Origin of the sequence: Paenibacillus favisporus (genome assembly GCF_040545415.1) — a bacterium.
Classification (GTDB): Bacteria; Bacillota; Bacilli; order Paenibacillales; family Paenibacillaceae; genus Paenibacillus_AQ; species Paenibacillus_AQ favisporus.
On sequence record NZ_JBEPLV010000001.1, the window covers coordinates 916,206 to 933,133 of the forward strand.

13 protein-coding genes are annotated in these 16,928 nt (G+C 54.5%); 10 read left to right on the top strand and 3 right to left on the bottom strand.

The window, feature by feature from the left end; all coding sequences use genetic code 11:
• Positions 1–81 precede the first annotated feature (81 nt).
• The 3 genes from ABID47_RS04415 to ABID47_RS04425 all read left to right on the top strand — a co-directional run bounded on the left by ABID47_RS04415 (position 82) and on the right by ABID47_RS04425 (position 4,383).
• Complete coding sequence (locus ABID47_RS04415) at positions 82–1,053, top strand: ATP-binding cassette domain-containing protein (protein WP_354495042.1); 972 nt, start codon at positions 82–84, stop codon at positions 1,051–1,053.
• Positions 1,050–1,871, top strand: coding sequence for an ABC transporter permease (locus ABID47_RS04420; protein ID WP_354495043.1), 822 nt, complete (start codon positions 1,050–1,052; stop codon positions 1,869–1,871). Before ABID47_RS04415 ends, ABID47_RS04420 begins: the two co-directional genes overlap by 4 nt.
• A 250-nt stretch (positions 1,872–2,121) precedes the next feature.
• Positions 2,122–4,383, top strand: a complete 2,262-nt coding sequence (locus tag ABID47_RS04425) for a type IA DNA topoisomerase (protein WP_354495044.1) — start codon at positions 2,122–2,124, stop codon at positions 4,381–4,383.
• 79 nt (positions 4,384–4,462) lie between these two features.
• On the opposite strand, the gene ABID47_RS04430 is transcribed toward ABID47_RS04425, so the two are convergent.
• Both ABID47_RS04430 and ABID47_RS04435 read right to left on the bottom strand, forming a co-directional pair.
• Positions 4,463–5,227 (bottom strand): HAD family hydrolase, encoded by a 765-nt coding sequence (locus ABID47_RS04430; RefSeq protein ID WP_354495045.1) that lies wholly within the window; start codon positions 5,225–5,227, stop codon positions 4,463–4,465.
• 13 nt (positions 5,228–5,240) lie between these two features.
• Positions 5,241–6,158, bottom strand: coding sequence for an ArsR/SmtB family transcription factor (locus tag ABID47_RS04435; protein ID WP_145132321.1), 918 nt, complete (start codon positions 6,156–6,158; stop codon positions 5,241–5,243).
• 121 nt (positions 6,159–6,279) lie between these two features.
• On the opposite strand from ABID47_RS04435, the gene ABID47_RS04440 reads away from it, so the two are divergent.
• The 5 genes from ABID47_RS04440 to ABID47_RS04460 all read left to right on the top strand — a co-directional run bounded on the left by ABID47_RS04440 (position 6,280) and on the right by ABID47_RS04460 (position 11,822).
• Complete coding sequence (locus ABID47_RS04440; RefSeq protein WP_354495046.1) at positions 6,280–7,467, top strand: MFS transporter; 1,188 nt, start codon at positions 6,280–6,282, stop codon at positions 7,465–7,467.
• Between the two features lie 117 nt (positions 7,468–7,584).
• Positions 7,585–8,310 carry a phosphonate ABC transporter ATP-binding protein gene (locus tag ABID47_RS04445; RefSeq protein ID WP_076171370.1) on the top strand — a complete coding sequence of 242 codons (726 nt, stop codon included), beginning with the start codon at positions 7,585–7,587 and terminating at the stop codon, positions 8,308–8,310.
• 44 nt (positions 8,311–8,354) lie between these two features.
• The gene (locus tag ABID47_RS04450; protein WP_354495047.1) at positions 8,355–9,686 is read left to right on the top strand and encodes an FG-GAP repeat domain-containing protein; all 1,332 of its coding nucleotides are present in this window, start codon (positions 8,355–8,357) and stop codon (positions 9,684–9,686) included.
• The gene (locus ABID47_RS04455) at positions 9,679–10,377 is read left to right on the top strand and encodes a response regulator transcription factor (protein WP_076171376.1); all 699 of its coding nucleotides are present in this window, start codon (positions 9,679–9,681) and stop codon (positions 10,375–10,377) included. Before ABID47_RS04450 ends, ABID47_RS04455 begins: the two co-directional genes overlap by 8 nt.
• Complete coding sequence (locus ABID47_RS04460) at positions 10,374–11,822, top strand: sensor histidine kinase (RefSeq protein WP_076171378.1); 1,449 nt, start codon at positions 10,374–10,376, stop codon at positions 11,820–11,822. Before ABID47_RS04455 ends, ABID47_RS04460 begins: the two co-directional genes overlap by 4 nt.
• Before the next feature lie 71 nt (positions 11,823–11,893).
• Here the strand turns inward: ABID47_RS04460 and ABID47_RS04465 are convergent, their stop codons facing one another.
• Positions 11,894–13,114, bottom strand: a complete 1,221-nt coding sequence (locus ABID47_RS04465) for a glucose-1-phosphate adenylyltransferase (protein ID WP_212984227.1) — start codon at positions 13,112–13,114, stop codon at positions 11,894–11,896.
• 196 nt (positions 13,115–13,310) lie between these two features.
• On the opposite strand from ABID47_RS04465, the gene glgB reads away from it, so the two are divergent.
• The gene (glgB, locus tag ABID47_RS04470) at positions 13,311–15,431 is read left to right on the top strand and encodes a 1,4-alpha-glucan branching protein GlgB (protein ID WP_354495712.1); all 2,121 of its coding nucleotides are present in this window, start codon (positions 13,311–13,313) and stop codon (positions 15,429–15,431) included.
• The gene (gene glgA / locus ABID47_RS04475; RefSeq protein WP_354495048.1) at positions 15,428–16,858 is read left to right on the top strand and encodes a glycogen synthase GlgA; all 1,431 of its coding nucleotides are present in this window, start codon (positions 15,428–15,430) and stop codon (positions 16,856–16,858) included. The genes glgB and glgA overlap by 4 nt, the downstream gene beginning before the upstream one ends.
• Positions 16,859–16,928 lie beyond the last annotated feature (70 nt).

Here is a 16,928-nt window from a genome sequence, read left to right on the forward strand (position 1 = left end):
TTAAGCCAGCCTTCCCATTTGCATGAGTGTTATAAAATTTGGATGTAAGTTGAATTTCAAGCGCTAAGTAGGAGGTAGAACATGGAACAAGAAGCAGCCGTTGACGTGCGCGGGCTAAGGAAAGCTTACGGCAAGGAGGATGTTCTGAAGGGATTGGACCTACGGGTTGAGCAGGGAACCGTGTACGGCGTACTCGGCCCCAACGGGGCAGGCAAGACGACGCTGATCGGCATTTTGTCCACGCTGCTCGCACCGGATTCCGGTTCGGTCCGGATCTTTGGACTCGACGTCGTGCGGGAAGCGGATGCCGTACGCCGAAGGATCGGGCTCACCGGGCAATTCGCCGCGGTGGACGAGGGGATGACCGGCCGCGATAATCTGGTCCTCTTTGGCAGGCTGGCGGGTTATTCCGCCAAAACGGCCAAAGTCCGGGCCGAACAGCTGTTGGATGCATTTGGCCTGACCGATGCGGCCGGGCGTTCGGCCGGAAAGTATTCCGGGGGCATGCGGAGGAGGCTCGATATTGCTGCGGCGATGCTCGTCGCTCCGGACCTTCTCTTTTTGGACGAACCGACAACCGGTCTGGATCCGCGGAGCCGCAGCGAAGTGTGGGATATCGTGCGCACTTTGGTGGACCATGGCACAACCGTGGTGTTGACGACCCAGTATCTGGAGGAAGCGGACCAGCTTGCGGACCGCGTGGCAGTGATCGGCGAGGGCTCCGTCATCGCCGAAGGAACGCCCGCCGAACTAAAGGCTTCGATCGGTTCAGGCTCGATTCAAATCCGGCTGGCCGACCCGAAGCAGCGGGAGGAAGCCGAGCAGGTCCTGCGGCGCGTACTTCAAACAGAAGCCCGGCTTCATGCGAACCCCGCCGAACTGTCGGCTCAAGTCTCCGATCCGCGGCAGGCTGCGCTGGCGCTGACGGAACTCAGTGAGGCAGGTATTTATACGCACCAATATTCGCTTGGAGAGCCTAGTCTTGACGAGGTTTTTCTCACGCTGACCGGCAGGAGCGCTCAAGCAGAAACTCTGAAGGAGGAGAACCGATGAGCGATACACAGTCCAAAATGGTGGCCGCCCTGAACTTGAGGGAGCGCCCGCCGCGGCCGAGCGCGCTGCAAGCGGTAATGACCTTTATTTGGCGCTCATGGCGGAAAACGAGCGGCAACGCGGCTTATTTAGCGATCGATTCGATCATTTTCCCGGCGGTCTTTCTGCTGATCTTTACGTATTTGTTCGGTGGCGCCATTTCCGGATCAACGGGAAATTACCTGCAGTATCTGCTGCCAGGCATGATGGTGTATACCGTCACCACCATGACGGTGTACATTGGCATCAATCTCAAAACAGATATCGAACGCGGTGTCTTTAACCGATTTCGAACGCTGCCGTTCTGGCAGCCCGCTGCGATCATCGGCACGATGGCCATCAACCTCATATCCTTCGCCGTGGGACTCATTACGACGTTAGGGCTCGGAATGCTGCTCGGATTCCGCCCGGAAGCGGGATGGTTTGGAGTGCTGTTGTCAATGCTGCTCGTGATGCTCTATGCTTTCAGTTTCAGCTGGATCTTTGCCTGCCTGGGGCTGACCGTACGGAAAACCGAATCGCTCACGACGATGTCCTATCTCGTGCTGTATCCGCTCATGTTTACGAGCAACGTGTTTGCCGACACGTCCACCATGCCGGATTGGCTAGGTCCGGTCGTTGCTTACAACCCCGTCAGTCTGGCTTCCGCATCCGCCCGGGCATTGATACACGGTACGGCGGGTACGGCTGCCCTGACCACCACGCTGATAAGCTTGGGATGTATCATTGCCGTGTTCATGCCGCTTGCATTTCAGCTTTACCGCAAAAAAAGCAAGTGACCGAAACCAGATGGAAACATCGTCAGGGACTGGCACCGCTTTGATTGTAACCCTTCCTGATCCTTGGAGCGGGAGGCCCTGCCGCCAAGAGATGACTCTCCAAAGGCTTTCCCGCTTGCATTGAAAAACGGGCCTCTCGTATGCTATCATAATTTAGAGTCAACTCTATCAGAACGTGGAAGTTATCCATGAATAAACCGGCCGGGAGCAGCTATTCTCGGCCTTTTTCCATGCGGGGAGCGAATGATTGTTGAAAACTCTAGTCATAGCAGAAAAACCGGATATGGGGCGCAACATTGCCGCGGTCATTGAGCCGAGGGCGAAGAATGCCCGCTCCTATCTGGAGGGGGAGCAGTATATCATTACCTGGGCTATCGGACATCTCGTCGGTTTGGCAGAGCCGGATGCCTATGATGACCGGTACAAGAAATGGAACTTTCGTGATCTGCCGATCATGCCCGACCAATTCAAAATCGTGCCGCATTATAAAACGAAAAACCAGCTGAAAACGATCGGGGAGCTGGCAAAACGCTGCGACCGGATCGTGAATGCCTGCGATGCGGGACGGGAGGGGCAGTACATCTTTGCGCTGATTCAGCAGCAGCTGAAGCTGAAGCAGCCCGTCCGGCGGCTGTGGATTTCGGACCTGACCGCGGAGAGCATCGCCAAGGGCTTCAGGGAGCTACGCGCCGCCGAGGAATTCGAAAATTTGACGCAGGCCGCCAGGGCCCGCAGCGAGGCCGACTGGCTTATCGGCATGAACGCGACCCGGGCGTTTACGACCAAGCATAATACGCTGCTGTCCGTCGGACGGGTTCAGACGCCCGTGCTGGCGCTCATATACGACCGGCAGAAGGAAATCGAGTCGTTTGAATCGCTGACGTATTACGAGGTTAAGGCTCATTTTCGCCAAGAGGCGCTGGAGTACACGGGAACGTGGCAGGGAGATCGGCTGACCTCCAAGGAGAAGGCTGAGGCGATTGCCGTCAGGGTCAAAGGGAAGGAAGGCAAAATCGCCAAATACGAAGTCAAAGATACGAAGGAGTATCCTTTTAAGCTGTATGACCTGACGCTGCTGCAGCGGGACGCAAACGCCAAGTTCGGCTTCTCCGCCAAGAAGACGCTGGACATCGCGCAGGCATTGTATGAACGGCATAAGGTGATTTCATATCCGCGGACCAACTCGAATTACGTCAATGAGCAAAATATTGAAGGGATGCATAAGGCGCTGCATATGCTGAAATCCACTTCATATCAGGAACAGGCTGAAGGGGCCAACGCATCCCTGGTACACAAGAACAACAAGGCGATCTGCAATCCGGAGAAGGTCGAGGATCATCATGCCATCCTGCCGACGCTTAAGCGGCCCGGCCAGCTGGGCAAGGAGGAACAGCAGCTGTACGACCTGATCATTCTGCGGTTTTTGTCCCAGTTCTATCCGCCTGCCTTGTACAAGCAGCATACCGTCTTGACCGAAGTCGAGGGGGACCTGTTCAAAACGAACGTGAAGGAGCTGCTGTCGCTGGGCTGGAAGGTGCTGATGCCGAGCACCGATAAGAGCGGGAAGAAAACGAAATCCGCAAAGCAGGAGGAAGAGGAAGAAGATCTGGAGTGGAATGACCGGGCTTTCGATCTGGATCCCGAGAAGCCGGTGAAATGCGGCAAGAGCGAAGCCAAAGAGAAAGCTACGCAGCCGCCAAAGAGCTATACGGAGGGCACCTTGCTGAAGGCGATGGAAAGCGCGGGCCGGACGATTGAAAACGACGAACTGCGTGACGCGATGAAGGACAGCGGTCTCGGCACGCCGGCCACCCGGGCGGCGACGATCGAACGGCTGAAGAAGGTCGGGTATATCGCTATGCAGGGCAAAAAGATCACGATTACCCAGAAGGGCCGGACGGCGGTAGAGCTCATTCGCCAGGCAGGCGTCGAGCTGCTGACTTCTCCCGAGATGACCGGGCAGTGGGAGCGGCGTCTGCATCAAATATCCAAGGGCGAGGCAGCCTCGGTTAAATTTATGGACAATGTCCGCAAATTTACGGTCTCCATCATCGAGAAGGTTGGTGTCCAGCAGGCGGCGCCATCTTCGCTCTTCGGTACGGATCAGGAGCAGGGCCGGGGGAAGCCGCGCTCAAGGTCGGCAGCAGGGAAGGGCAAGCGGGGTACAGGGACCGCTTCGCGAACGGCCCGCACGGAAACGGCCGCTGCTGCCGCGGCCCCCGGAACGCCGGGGGAACGGCTGACACATGGTCCATGTCCGCGGCCGGGCTGCCACGGCCAGATTATCGAAGGCAAAAAGGGTTACGGCTGTACTGCATTCAAAGACGGCTGCGGCTTTGTGATCTGGAAGGAGTTCTCCGGCAAAAAAATCAGCGCCAACATGCTGAAATCGCTGCTGGCTTCCGGCCGTACACAGCTGCTGTCCTTCAGCGGGACGGGGGAACCGTATAAAGCGCGGATCGTGCTGCAGGATCGAAGTTCCGGCAAACTGAGCATCGAGCGTTCGACTTAAATCAAACCAAAATCAAACCAAAAAGAACGGACCCTGGCGGGCCCGCTCTTTTTTTGCCTTTTTTATAGAGGCGGCACATTCACTGTCTCAAGGCGTTCGCGGAAGTTACGATGCTCTTGCTGTGGATAACCTCGGGAACTTCCTCGATGCTTGTGACCGTGTACAGGGAGCTGTCCGGTTTCTTCTGCAACTCCACCATGTTATAAATCCATTCGTTCTGCTGTTTGATATAGATGCTGTGGATTCCTGCCGATAATGCCGGCATCACATCGGTGCGCAGGGAGTTGCCGATCATCCAGGTGGAAGGGCGGTAGAAGCCGCCCTGCTTCAGGATGTTCTCCAGCGTCGCTTCGTTTTTGTGCTGCGTAATGTAGATCCGGTCGTCGAAGTACTGGCTCAGCTTCATCTGGTCAATCTTCCGCTGCTGTATCGCCGTTTCCCCGCCGGTATATAAGTACAGGTGATGTCCCTTCGATTTCAGCGACTCCAGCGTCTCCACCATGCCCGGATAGGGCTCCACTTCCTGCTCGTACACGCTCAAGCCGAGCTCCATCAGCTGCTTTTCTTCGTCCGGCTGAACGGGGCGGTTAAACTTGCGGCTGAAGAAGCGGTATGTTTCGATCAGCGATTTGGGGAAGATGCCGCTGCTGAAGCCAGCTTGGCTGACGGCCGCGACGTCGATTTCGATTTGCTTGCTGCGAATCTCTTCTGTTTTGATCTGGTGGGGCTCAAACCATTGTTGTACCCATTCAAAAAACTCCCCGAGGACGATGCCGAAATACTTGTTGCAGTGGATCAGCGTGTCATCCAGATCGAACAGAATATGCTGCTCAGGTGCTTTCACGTTAGGTCACTCCTTAAAGACGGATGTAGGACTCCAGAAACATCTGAAGCTCCGCCGCTCCGTCCGGACGAATGCTGAATTTCTCGGTGTTGTAGGAACCCAAATGGATGCGCAGTAGACCGGCTACCCTGAGGATCATCAAATGGTGCTTAAGCAGCTCCTGGGTCTGGTTCAGATCCCGCATCATATCGTCCAGGGAACGCGGCTTCTCCGCCGCATACCGCAGCAGGCGCAGCCGCTGCGGATCAGCCAGCGCATGCGTCATGCGCAGCAGGCAGGTCGGCGGCTCATCCTCCTGTTCTTCAGGGACGTCGACAGGATACTGGATCAGCATCATTTTCCGGTAAAAGCAGTAAACGTTGATCGGGCGGTTGTGCACGGTCGGGAATAACACGATGGTCTCCAGCCCGGGAACGTCTTCAACCACGAGCCCGCCGGAAGCGTACTCCACCAGGCTATGGGGCTCCATTTTGGTCAGCAGCATGCACTTCTCCTCCGCATCCTCTTCGATCAGCGGGATAATGGCGGGTTCCTCATGCTTGAAATAATGCTCATACCATAACTCGAGCAGCGGTGTATATGAATCACGAATTCGTTCAGCTTCCTTTACGGTTAAAGAAGGCAGGTAAGGGGAGGCGGCTTCGTACAGCACCTCTGCCGGCGTTTCATGCAGACAATCCAAAAAGGCGCGGACGGTATCGCCGTTTGCGCGGTGAATCGCCCAGGCATACAGCACGTCGTAATCGTCGAATGGCCAAGCTGCGGCCGGCCCTAGGGCGGACGTCACTTCAGGTGGAAGCTTGCCGCTCACTTCACCGATCCATTCGGGCCCGATGTCGAGGTTGCGAATCCATTTCTTCGAAATGTACACCATAAAGCTGCTAAGCAGCTCGTAAATCGGTGAAACGTCAACCTTTACTTCATAGTTCATGAAACCAATAACCTCCTATGAAATCTGTGCGCTCATTCCATTATGGCTTGTTGATAGCAGGGTTGTCCACTATAATGTTCAGGGAGTTTGAACGGATTTGCACTCAAGGAGGATATTTTCATTGTCAACACAGAACGACAGCAATCGCGGATTATCTATTCATTACCTCATTCTGATCACCGTGATCGTTGCGGCAGGGCTCAGTCAAGGGCTGCTGCTGCCGGTCCTGTCCATATTTTTGGAGCAAATGGGCGTATCGTCTTCCGTCAACGGATTAAACGCAGCCGCCCTGTACGTCGGATCGTTCGCCATGACGCTTGTCGCCGAGCGGACGCTGGGCGCGCTTGGCTTTAAGAAGCTGGTGAGCGCCGGCCTCGTGCTCGTGCTCGTCTCCGTCATATTGTTTCCGCTTGTGCCGAGCGTAAAAGTGTGGTTTGTCTTAAGGCTGCTCGTCGGCATCGGAGACAGCGCCGTTCATTATGCTGCCCAATTATGGGTACTGATGGTCACGCCGGCCGAATACCGGGGCCGAAACCTTTCGCTGTACGGCATGTCGTATGGCCTGGGCTTCAGCTTCGGGCCGCTGGGCATCCAGCTGCTGAAGTTCGGAAATGCAGTGCCCTTCATCGTGCTGGCGCTGCTGATGCTGCTCGTGCTTTTGCTGGTCTTGGCGAAGCTGCCCGATTTCCGCCCGGAGCGGACGGAAGGGGAGGCGCAGCCTCCGCGGCGCTTCCGCCGAAGCTATGCACTCGCCTGGTACGCCCTTCTACCCGCATTGCTGTACGGGTACATGGAAGCCGGGATTAACAGCAATTTTCCGGTCTACGGGCTAAGAACAGGGATGGGCGAGTCCCAGATCGCGTTCCTGCTTCCGTTCATCGGCATCGGCGGATTGATTCTGCAGCTGCCGCTCGGCATGCTGAGCGACCGCTTCGGCCGCAAAAACGTGCTCATCGCCTGCGGCCTCATCGGCGGCGCAGCCTTTATGGCCGTGCCGCTGGCAGGAACGGCGACAGCCTGGCTCGTTCTGCTCCTGTGCCTGGCGGGGGGCATGGTCGGCTCGTTTTTTTCGCTTGGCCTGGCCTACGCGGCGGATATTCTCCCGAAGGCGCTGCTTCCCGCAGCGAATGTCGTCGCATCCTTTCAATTTAATATAGGCAGCATCGCAGGGCCGAACATCGGGGGGACCCTGATGCAGTATGGGTGGAACGGAGGCATGTTCATCGTGATGGGCCTCGCCTTCGCCATATTCGGCGCCGTCGGCACCGCCTTTCGAACTTCGGGGGGACGCAGTCAGGAGCCGCTATAGAATAGTTTTTCCCAAAAGGTTCAATAATGTGCGAAAACTCTATATAATCGATATAATAGAAACGTATTGTTCAAACCCAAGAAGAGATAGAGATCACAGGACAAGAGGAGAAATGTCATGATACGAATTCAGCATTTAACCAAGTCAGTCGGTGTGGACAGAATTCCGATACTCAAAGGGGTATCCCTCGATATCCAGAAGGGCGAGCTTATCGCCGTTGTCGGTGCCAGTGGAAGCGGCAAGAGCATGCTGCTGCGGTGCCTGGCGCTGAAGGAAAAATGGGACGGAGGGACGTTTGTCATCGACGGCCAGGATGTGCTGAAGGAACCTCTCGGCGGAAAACGAAAAATTAGACGCGAATGGGCATACTTAGAGCAGAATCCCCAGCTCTATCCGAACCGGACCGGACTGAAGAACGTGCTGATCGGCCAAGCCAGTCAGACGCCGCTTTGGCGCATGGTGACGGGGATGGTCCGCTCGGACGATTATATGGGCGCGATGGACGTCATCGAGCAGATGGGTCTCTTGGATAAAGCCCGTATGAAGGCGGGCACGCTGAGCGGCGGTGAAAAGCAGCGCATAGCCATCGCAAGGGCCTTGGTTCATGGGGCCAAGGTTATTCTCGCCGATGAGCCGGTGGTCGGGCTGGACCCGAAATCGGCGGAAAGCGTCATGGAAACGCTGAAAAATCTGTGCGAGGAGGAGCGCGTCACCGTCATTTCCGTGCTTCCGATTGAGCTCGCCGAGAAATTTGCCACCCGTATCGTCGGGTTGTCTGGCGGGGAGGTCGCATTCGACATCCGCGGCCGCCGTCTGACGATGAGGGAAAAGAATATGATTTAGACTTTGCGCCCGCTTGCGGGCTTGGTATAGAAAAGAGTGATGCAATGCATTTGTTGAAGACAAACTGGATACGTGCTGCAGCTGCGGTCCTGCTGACGTTTGTGCTGGGCGGCTGCACGTTTATCAGCGACCCGGTCAGCTTGATGAAGACGCCGATGCTGTCTGCGGATAAAGAGACGCTGAGCTCGATCATCCACGCGCAGCTTCCCGATGGAGCGGATCTCATCCGCTCGAGGGAAGAAACCGACACAAACCTGATCCATTTCGTCGATCTGGACGGAGATAAGGTCAACGAGGCGGTCGTATTCTACGAAACGCCGGATCAGCAGGTGGTCATCCACTGCATGATTTTCAAGCTGGTCAACGGAACATGGACGAAGGTAACATCTTTCGACGGAGAGGGAAGGGTACTGGAATCTCTTCAGTTCAAGGACCTGAACAATGACGGCAAACCGGATATTATCGCCGGATATTCCAGAAGGGACGAAAACCCTGTGAACCGTTTGTACGTCTATACGTACACGGAGGGCAGCATCAAGAAAGACCTGATGCAGGATTACACCAATTTCGTCATTATGGACCTGAACGGGGACAAAAAGAACGACCTGACGATTATCAACCTGAAGCAGAATGATCAGGCGTTTGTGGCGACATACCAGTATGAAGAAGGCAGCTATGTCGAAATTGACAAGCTGGATATGGATCCGTACGTTTCGAATTATTACAATATTGTCGCAGGTAATGTCTATAAGGATCCAGAAGGTAAAGCCAAGGAAGGCATTGTGATCGATACCTCGATCGGCGGGGGAGACGCCTCTTATTCCAACATCATCGTGATGGAGGACGGGAAGCTGAAGTCCGTGTTCGGAGGCAATCAGGACACCACATTCAAGGATCTGCCGGTCAAGAGCGGCGACGTGAACAACGATGGGATCATCGAAATCGGCACCGTAGAGCCGCCGATCGGCTGGAACTATTTCAAGCCGGATGAAATTCCGAACTTCTTCGTATATTCGCAGTGGGACGGCAAACAAGGACTAAAATTCGTAGCTGAGCAATATCGTGATTTACAGAACGGCTTCGAGCTGGGCTTCTTCCCGCCGGAGTGGCATAACAAGGTGACGGTGGACACCAAGTCCATCAAGAACCAGTATTTGCGCTTCGTGATGGTCGATACCGGCAAAACGGTGGCCGAGATCAAATTTTTCACCCTGGCCGAGTGGGATAAACAGCATGATGAATGGAAGTACCTGTACCGGACGAACGACAAGGTGATCGGCTACAAGAAATACGGGGACTTTGATATCGATAACAGCAAAAAGCAGCTGAAGAACGAGGTACCCCCGATTGAAAGGAAGGAAAAGATCAGTGAGTAAAGTTTTAATTTTGGAAGACGAGGATTCCATCCGCAGTTTTATTGTGATCAACTTGAAACGCAACGGCTTCGATGTGCTGGAGGCGGCAAACGGGAACGAGGCGCTCGATAAACTGACGTCCAATCCCGATATCGATATCGCACTGCTGGACGTTATGGTTCCGGGGATCGACGGTTTTGAGGTATGCCGCCGTATCCGGGAAACGAACGAACGGATCGGTATTATCTTTTTGACAGCGAAAGTGCAGGAGCAGGACAAGGTGTACGCTCTGTCCGTCGGGGCGGACGACCATGTGAGCAAGCCGTTCAGTCCGACCGAACTCATCGCACGGATTCAATCGCTGCTGCGCCGGGTGAACGTTCACCGCGAAACAACGGCGAAGGTCAGCTTTCACTCCGGTCCGTTCAGCCTGGACCTGATCTCCAAGCAGTTCAAGAAGAACGGGCATGCGATCGAACTGACGCCGACGGAATTTTCGCTGATCCAATTTTTCCTCGAAAAAGAAAATACGCCTCTCAGCAGGGACGTACTGCTCGATCATGTATGGGGCAAAGAATATATGGGCGATCCTAAAATCGTGGACGTGAACATCCGCCGTCTCCGCCAAAAAATCGAGGAGAATCCGTCGGACCCCGAATTTTTACAGACCGTATGGGGCCACGGTTATAAATGGAAGGGTCAGGGACAATGATCAAGAAAGGCATACGCAGGCAGATTGTCCTGCACTACTTTATCGTAGTGTTCTCGGCGCTTCTGCTGGCGGAAGTCATTTTTTTATTAGCCATAAGAACGTATTACTATGACAGCATTTATAGTCATATTAAAAACCATATCGACAATGTGGAGGATTATTATTACCAGCGGATCAACCCGGGACTTGACGGAAACCGCGACCTGGCTTCCATGCTGACCTACTACGATCTGAACTCGGCCAACGTGCAAATTCTGGATACCCAGGGTAACGTGCTGATCAACTCTTCCGAGTTTCAGCCCGATATGTCTGTGAAGACGGCCGATATTTCCCAGGCGCTGTCCGGCAACGTCGGCCGTTGGGTCGGGCGTCAGGCCAGCACCGGCGAGAATGTCATGGCCGTGTCGAAGCTGGAGCAGAGCAGCGGGCAGGATGGCTATATCGTCCGTTATGTCACCTCGCTGGAAACGGTCAACGATAAATTGTTTAATCTAACCATGCTGGCCACGGGCGTAGGAGCGGCTGTCCTTGCCATCGTGCTCGTATTCAGTATGGGCCTTGCCAACTCAATCGTGCAGCCGCTGAACACGATTACGGCCGTCTCCGCCGAGATGGCCCGCGGCAAGTTTAACCAGCGGATCAAGGGCGACTACAAGTACGAGCTTGGCGAGCTGGCATCCACGCTGAACTATATGGCCCAGGAGATCGTCCGGAGCAATCAGGTCAAGGACGATTTCATTTCGTCGATTTCGCACGAGCTGCGGACGCCGCTGACGAGTATTAAAGGGTGGAGCGAAACGATCAATTCGGGAGGCTACGACCCCGAGGAGACCCGGATCGGCATGGAGATCATTACGAAGGAGACCGAGCGCCTGATTGGCCTCGTTGAGGAAATCCTCGACTTCTCCAAACTGCAGCAGAATGAGATGAAGATTGCGATTGGCCGGGTCGACATCAAAGAGCTGCTCCAGGAAATCATGCTGAACCTGTGGACGAAGGCGGAGAGCAGGCAGATCGAACTCCGGCTGAAGTCCGAGGATAGACCGCTCGTGGCCGGGGACGCGAACCGCTTGAAGCAGGTGTTCCTGAACCTGGTGGACAATGCGATCAAATTTTCGCATGAGCATTCGGCAATCGATCTGGTCGTGTACTTCGAAGGCGACAATGTCGTAACCGAAGTGAGGGATACGGGAATCGGGATCAGCGAGGACCACTTGGTCAAAGTGCGCGACCGGTTCTTTCAGGTGGATCCGCTTAACGGCGGCACCGGTCTTGGGCTAGCCATCTCCCAGCAGCTGGTTGAGCTTCATAAAGGAATTTTGCTCATCCAGAGCACGTTGGGGGAGGGGACGACGATCGTCGTGTCCCTGCCTCGGCTGCCGGAGAATACCGCTCAAACGGACGGTGCACCCGAGCTGCCTCCCGCAGACGAGAAACTTTCATGAAGTCCATACACATCAAAGAGCGAACTCCCGGAAAAAAGGGGTTCGCTCTTTGTATCTTCACACATATTGTATTAAGAGGATAAGCCTTCGGCACGCAGGCGTCCGGTTTTCTCGTATACATCCTGCAGGAGTCGGGAAGGCTGGGTACGAATGCTTGGTTTCGGCAAAACGGTTTCGTAAGGGCCAACTACCGTTACCTGACCCGGCGTTCCTTTGATGACCGCGCCGTCTTTTATGATCGCTCCTTCGCCAATAATGGCATGCTCGATCTGCACGTTGCGTCCGATCCGGACGTTCGGCATCACGACACTGTCCTTAATTTCGGACATTTTGCCGACTTCGACACCACAGAACATGACGGATTGATGTGCTATGCCGTCCAACGTGCACGTTTCGGAGATCAGGCAGTTGGTCGCCATCACGCTGCGGTTCCGTGTCGATCCGAGCTTCGTACGCCATGGACGGGTGTACATTGGCCATTCACTGTTATGCAGCTTCCAGTCCAGATCGTCGGACAAGAGGTCCATATGTGCTTCCCAAAGGCTGGCAACAGTGCCGACATCTCTCCAATACCCGTCAAAGCGGTACGCGAACAGTTCATCCTGATCCGCCAGCATCTTCGGAATAATATCCTTGCCGAAGTCATGGCTTGAGGCATCATTCGCGGCGTCCTCCATCAAATGTCTGCGGAGGTATTCCCATTCAAACAAATAGATGCCCATGGATGCCAGGTTACTTTCGGGTTCAGCCGGTTTCTCGGCAAAGTCCGAGATGCGCAGCGATTCGTCCACGCTCATGACCCCGAAACGGCTGGCTTCCTCCCAAGGCACCTCCATAACAGAGATGGTGGCTTTGGCGCCGTTCTTTTGGTGAAATTGAAGCATTTGTTTATAATCCATGTGGTAAATATGGTCACCGGACAAAACCAGTACATGCTCCGGCTGGTGACGGTCAATATATTCGATATTTTTATAAATGGCATCAGCAGTTCCCAAATATTCAGAAGATCCTGTGTTGTAAGAAGGCAGCAGGGTGATTCCGTCCTCTCCATTTTTTTGGAGGCCCCATGGTTCGCCTTCCCCGATATGCAGATGAAGCGATTCAGCCTCGTACTGCGTCAGCACACCGATGGTGTCAATGCCTGAGTTTACGCAGTTACTGAGAGGAAAATCGATAATACGGTAACGGCCGCCGAACGGAACAGCGGGCTTTGCCAGTTTCGATGTCAGAGGTGATAATCTGCGCCCTTCACCTCCGGCAAGCAACATGGCGATGCATTCTTTTCTCTTCATGTCGTTTCCTCCCATTCAAAATTGTCAATGTAGTACATAAATAAACGACTATCGCCCATCTGAAACGATTATATTGAAATATCACTGAAAAATTACAATTTTATCTTTCAGCGGTCATTTTTATTTTCATTTTGGCTACAATGGGGTAATGGTTTACATGCACTATATTCCTAAAGCAGGTGATCATTTGGAGAACATGAATAAGGCGCCGGGTCAGCCGCTGTCCGCGGAAGACATCTATTTGTTTCATGAAGGGACCTCCTATCACAGTCACAGGATGTTGGGCGCTCATCCTGCTGTGGAAGAAGGCGAGGAAGGCGTCCGGTTCACCGTCTGGGCGCCCCATGCCCAGGCTGTAGGCTTGGCGGCAGGCTGGAACAACTGGAACGGAGAAAAGGATTCGTTATATAAGATACCCGATTCAGGCTTTTGGACTCGCTTTTTCCCCGGAATCCGTTCAGGTACTTTTTACAAATATGACATGACCGGACCTGGCGGAGAACGGTTCCTGAAGGCCGATCCTTATGCGTTTCAGTCGGAGCTTCGCCCGGCCACCGCATCGGTGGTCACAGATCTTGCCGGATATGTATGGAATGACGGCCCCTGGCGTAGAAAGAGAAAAGCACCTTACCGCAAGCCGCTGAATATATATGAGATCCATTTCGGTACGTGGCGGCAGAAAGAGGACGGGACTTTTTATACATACCGGGAAATGGCTGATCTTCTTATTCCATATTTGAAGGAAATGCATTATACCCATGTCGAGTTTATGCCGCTTGCGGAGCATCCATACGATTTATCTTGGGGATATCAGGGAACGGGCTATTTCGCCGTGACGAGCCGCTATGGGACGCCGCATGACTTTATGTATTTGGTGGACGCCCTGCACCAGGCCGATATCGGCGTCATCCTGGACTGGGTGCCATCCCATTTCGCCAAGGACGCCCACGGACTCCGCCGGTTTGACGGGACGCCGCTGTTTGAATACAGCGATGCCTATAAAGCTGAAAAACCCGGCTGGGGCACGCTCAGCTTCGACTTCGGCAAACCCGAGGTCCGCTCGTTTCTGATTTCCAACGCGTTGTTCTGGCTGGATATGTTCCACATTGACGGGCTTCGGGTCGACGCGGTCACCAGCATGCTGCGGCTTGATTTCGAGAAGCAGGAAGGACAGTTCCAGCGCAACGAAAACGGTGGTCTCGAGAACACCGAGGCGATTGCTTTCCTGCAGCAGCTGAACACCGTGGTGTTCAGCTATTTCCCAAATACGCTGATGATGGCCGAAGAATCCAGCGCTTGGCCCGGGGTTACCGCGCCCGTGCACGAAGGCGGGCTGGGCTTTAATTACAAATGGAACATGGGCTGGATGAACGACACGCTGGATTATGTAGAAACGCCGTTTGACCAGCGGCCCGGGCGTCATCATCTGCTGACATTCCCGATTGCTTATGCTTATTCTGAGAATTATGCGCTGCCTTTATCCCATGATGAAGTTGTTCACGGCAAAAAATCGCTGCTCAGCAAAATGCCTGGGGATTACGGGCAGAAGTTCGCCGGACTGAGGCTGCTGCTTGGATACCAGATGACCCATCCCGGGAAAAAGCTGTTGTTCATGGGCGGGGAGTTTGGCCAGTTTATCGAATGGAAGGACCAGGAGCAGCTCGACTGGCTGCTGCTGGATTACGAGAGCCACCGCAGCATGCAGCGGTATACCGCGGAATTAAACCGGCTGTATCTGAACGAACCTGCGCTGTGGGAGCGGGATCATGAGCTTGAAGGGTACCAATGGATCACGCCGCATGACAACACGCAAAGCGTCATTTCGTACCTCAGAAAAGGGAAGAAAGCCGGTGACACCCTTGTCGTCATTATTAATTTTCAACCGGTGCGGCGTGAGCATTACCGCATCGGGATTGCCAAGGCCGGCGCGTACGTGCCTGTGTTCTGCAGCGAGGATTCCCGATATGGCGGAAGCGGCGAGTTTAGCGCCGAACCCGTGCAGACGGAGAAGATCCCTTGGCATGAACAAACGTGCAGTCTGGAATTAACGCTGCCGCCGCTCAGTATGCTGATATATAAAAGGGAGCAGCCTCGTACGAAAAAGGCGGTTCCGGGTAAAGAGAGTAAGCCAAGCAAGCGAAGTGCCGCGGCAAGGTCCGGCAAATCCGGTGAAACCAGCCGTGTGTCGGCGTCCAAAGGCAAGGAAGGGTTAGAAATGCCTACTGCAGAGACAAAGAAAAGATCGGGCAGAGGCACCGGAAGAAAACCGGTGACGGAAGACGGCCCGGGATCAATGAATAGGAGGCAGGAGAGATGAAAGTCATATTTGCAGCAGCGGAATCGACACCGTTTATTAAAACAGGGGGACTTGCCGATGTAATCGGCGCCCTGCCCAAAGCGCTCAAACGAAGCGGCGCGGATGTGCAGGTCATTTTGCCCAAACATAAAGGGATACCAAAGCAATTTAAGGATGAAATGCAGCATCTCACGGAAATAAAAGTGCCGGTCGGCTGGAGAAATCAATACTGCGGCATCGAAAAGCTCGTGTACGACGGCATTCCCGTATATTTTCTCGATAACGAATACTATTTCGGACGGGACGGCGTGTACGGATACATGGACGACGGCGAACGCTTCGCCTTTTTCAACCGGGCCGTGCTTGAAGTGCTTCCGCTGATCGGTTCCGAGCCGGACGTGCTCCACTGCCATGACTGGCATACGGCGCTTATTCCGGTGTTGCTGCAGGCGCACTACCGCCATAACGAGTACTACCAGCACATCCGTACCGTGTTTACGATACATAATTTGCTGTACCAGGGAATTTATCCTTACGAGGTACTTGGCGAACTGCTTGAGCTGGGGCACCAATATTTTACGCCAGAAGGCCTTGAGTTTTACGGAAACGTCAACTTTATGAAAGGCGGGATCGTCTACGCCGATCACGTGACGACAGTGAGTCCGACCTACGCCAGAGAGATTCAGACGGCCCACTACGGATATGGGCTGGAAGGGCTGCTGTATTCGCTCGGTGACCGGCTGAGCGGGATCGTAAACGGTGTGGATACGAAGAGCTACAATCCCGCTAACGATGCGAGCCTCTACGTAAAATACCGGTCGAACCTGGCGAAAAAGAGGGAAAACAAAGCGGGGCTCCAGCAGGAGCTCGGCTTGCCGGTTAAGCCGGACGTGCCGCTCATCGCAATGGTGACCCGGCTGGTGGAATCCAAGGGACTGGATCTCGTGACGCGAGTGCTGGACGAAATGCTGGATCACGACGGCTTCCAGTTCGTCTTGCTCGGCACGGGCGACTCCGCCTACGAGCATTGGTTCCGCGAAGCGGCAGGGCGGCATCCGGACAACATGTCGGCGCAGATCACGTTCAGCGACGCTCTGTCACGCAAAATATATGCAGGCAGCGACATGTTCCTCATGCCGTCGAAGTTCGAGCCATGCGGCATCAGCCAGCTGCTGGCGCTGCGGTACGGCAGCATCCCGATCGTTCGCGAGACCGGGGGGCTGAACGACACCGTGCAGTCTTACAATGAGTTTACGGGCGAGGGCAACGGTTTCAGCTTTACGGCGTTCAACGCCCACGATATGATGCATACGATCCGCCGTGCAGCTTCGTTTTACCAACAGCCGGAGCATTGGAGCAAAATCGTCAAGAACGCCTTTGCCGGGGATTACAGCTGGAACATGTCCGCCAAGGAGTATATGGACATTTATGAACGCGTCACCGTTTGAGCAACGGAGCTGGTACAGGCCGGCTCCGTGGTAATATCCACAGCCGCTAAGAATCCATTTGGAAAAAGCC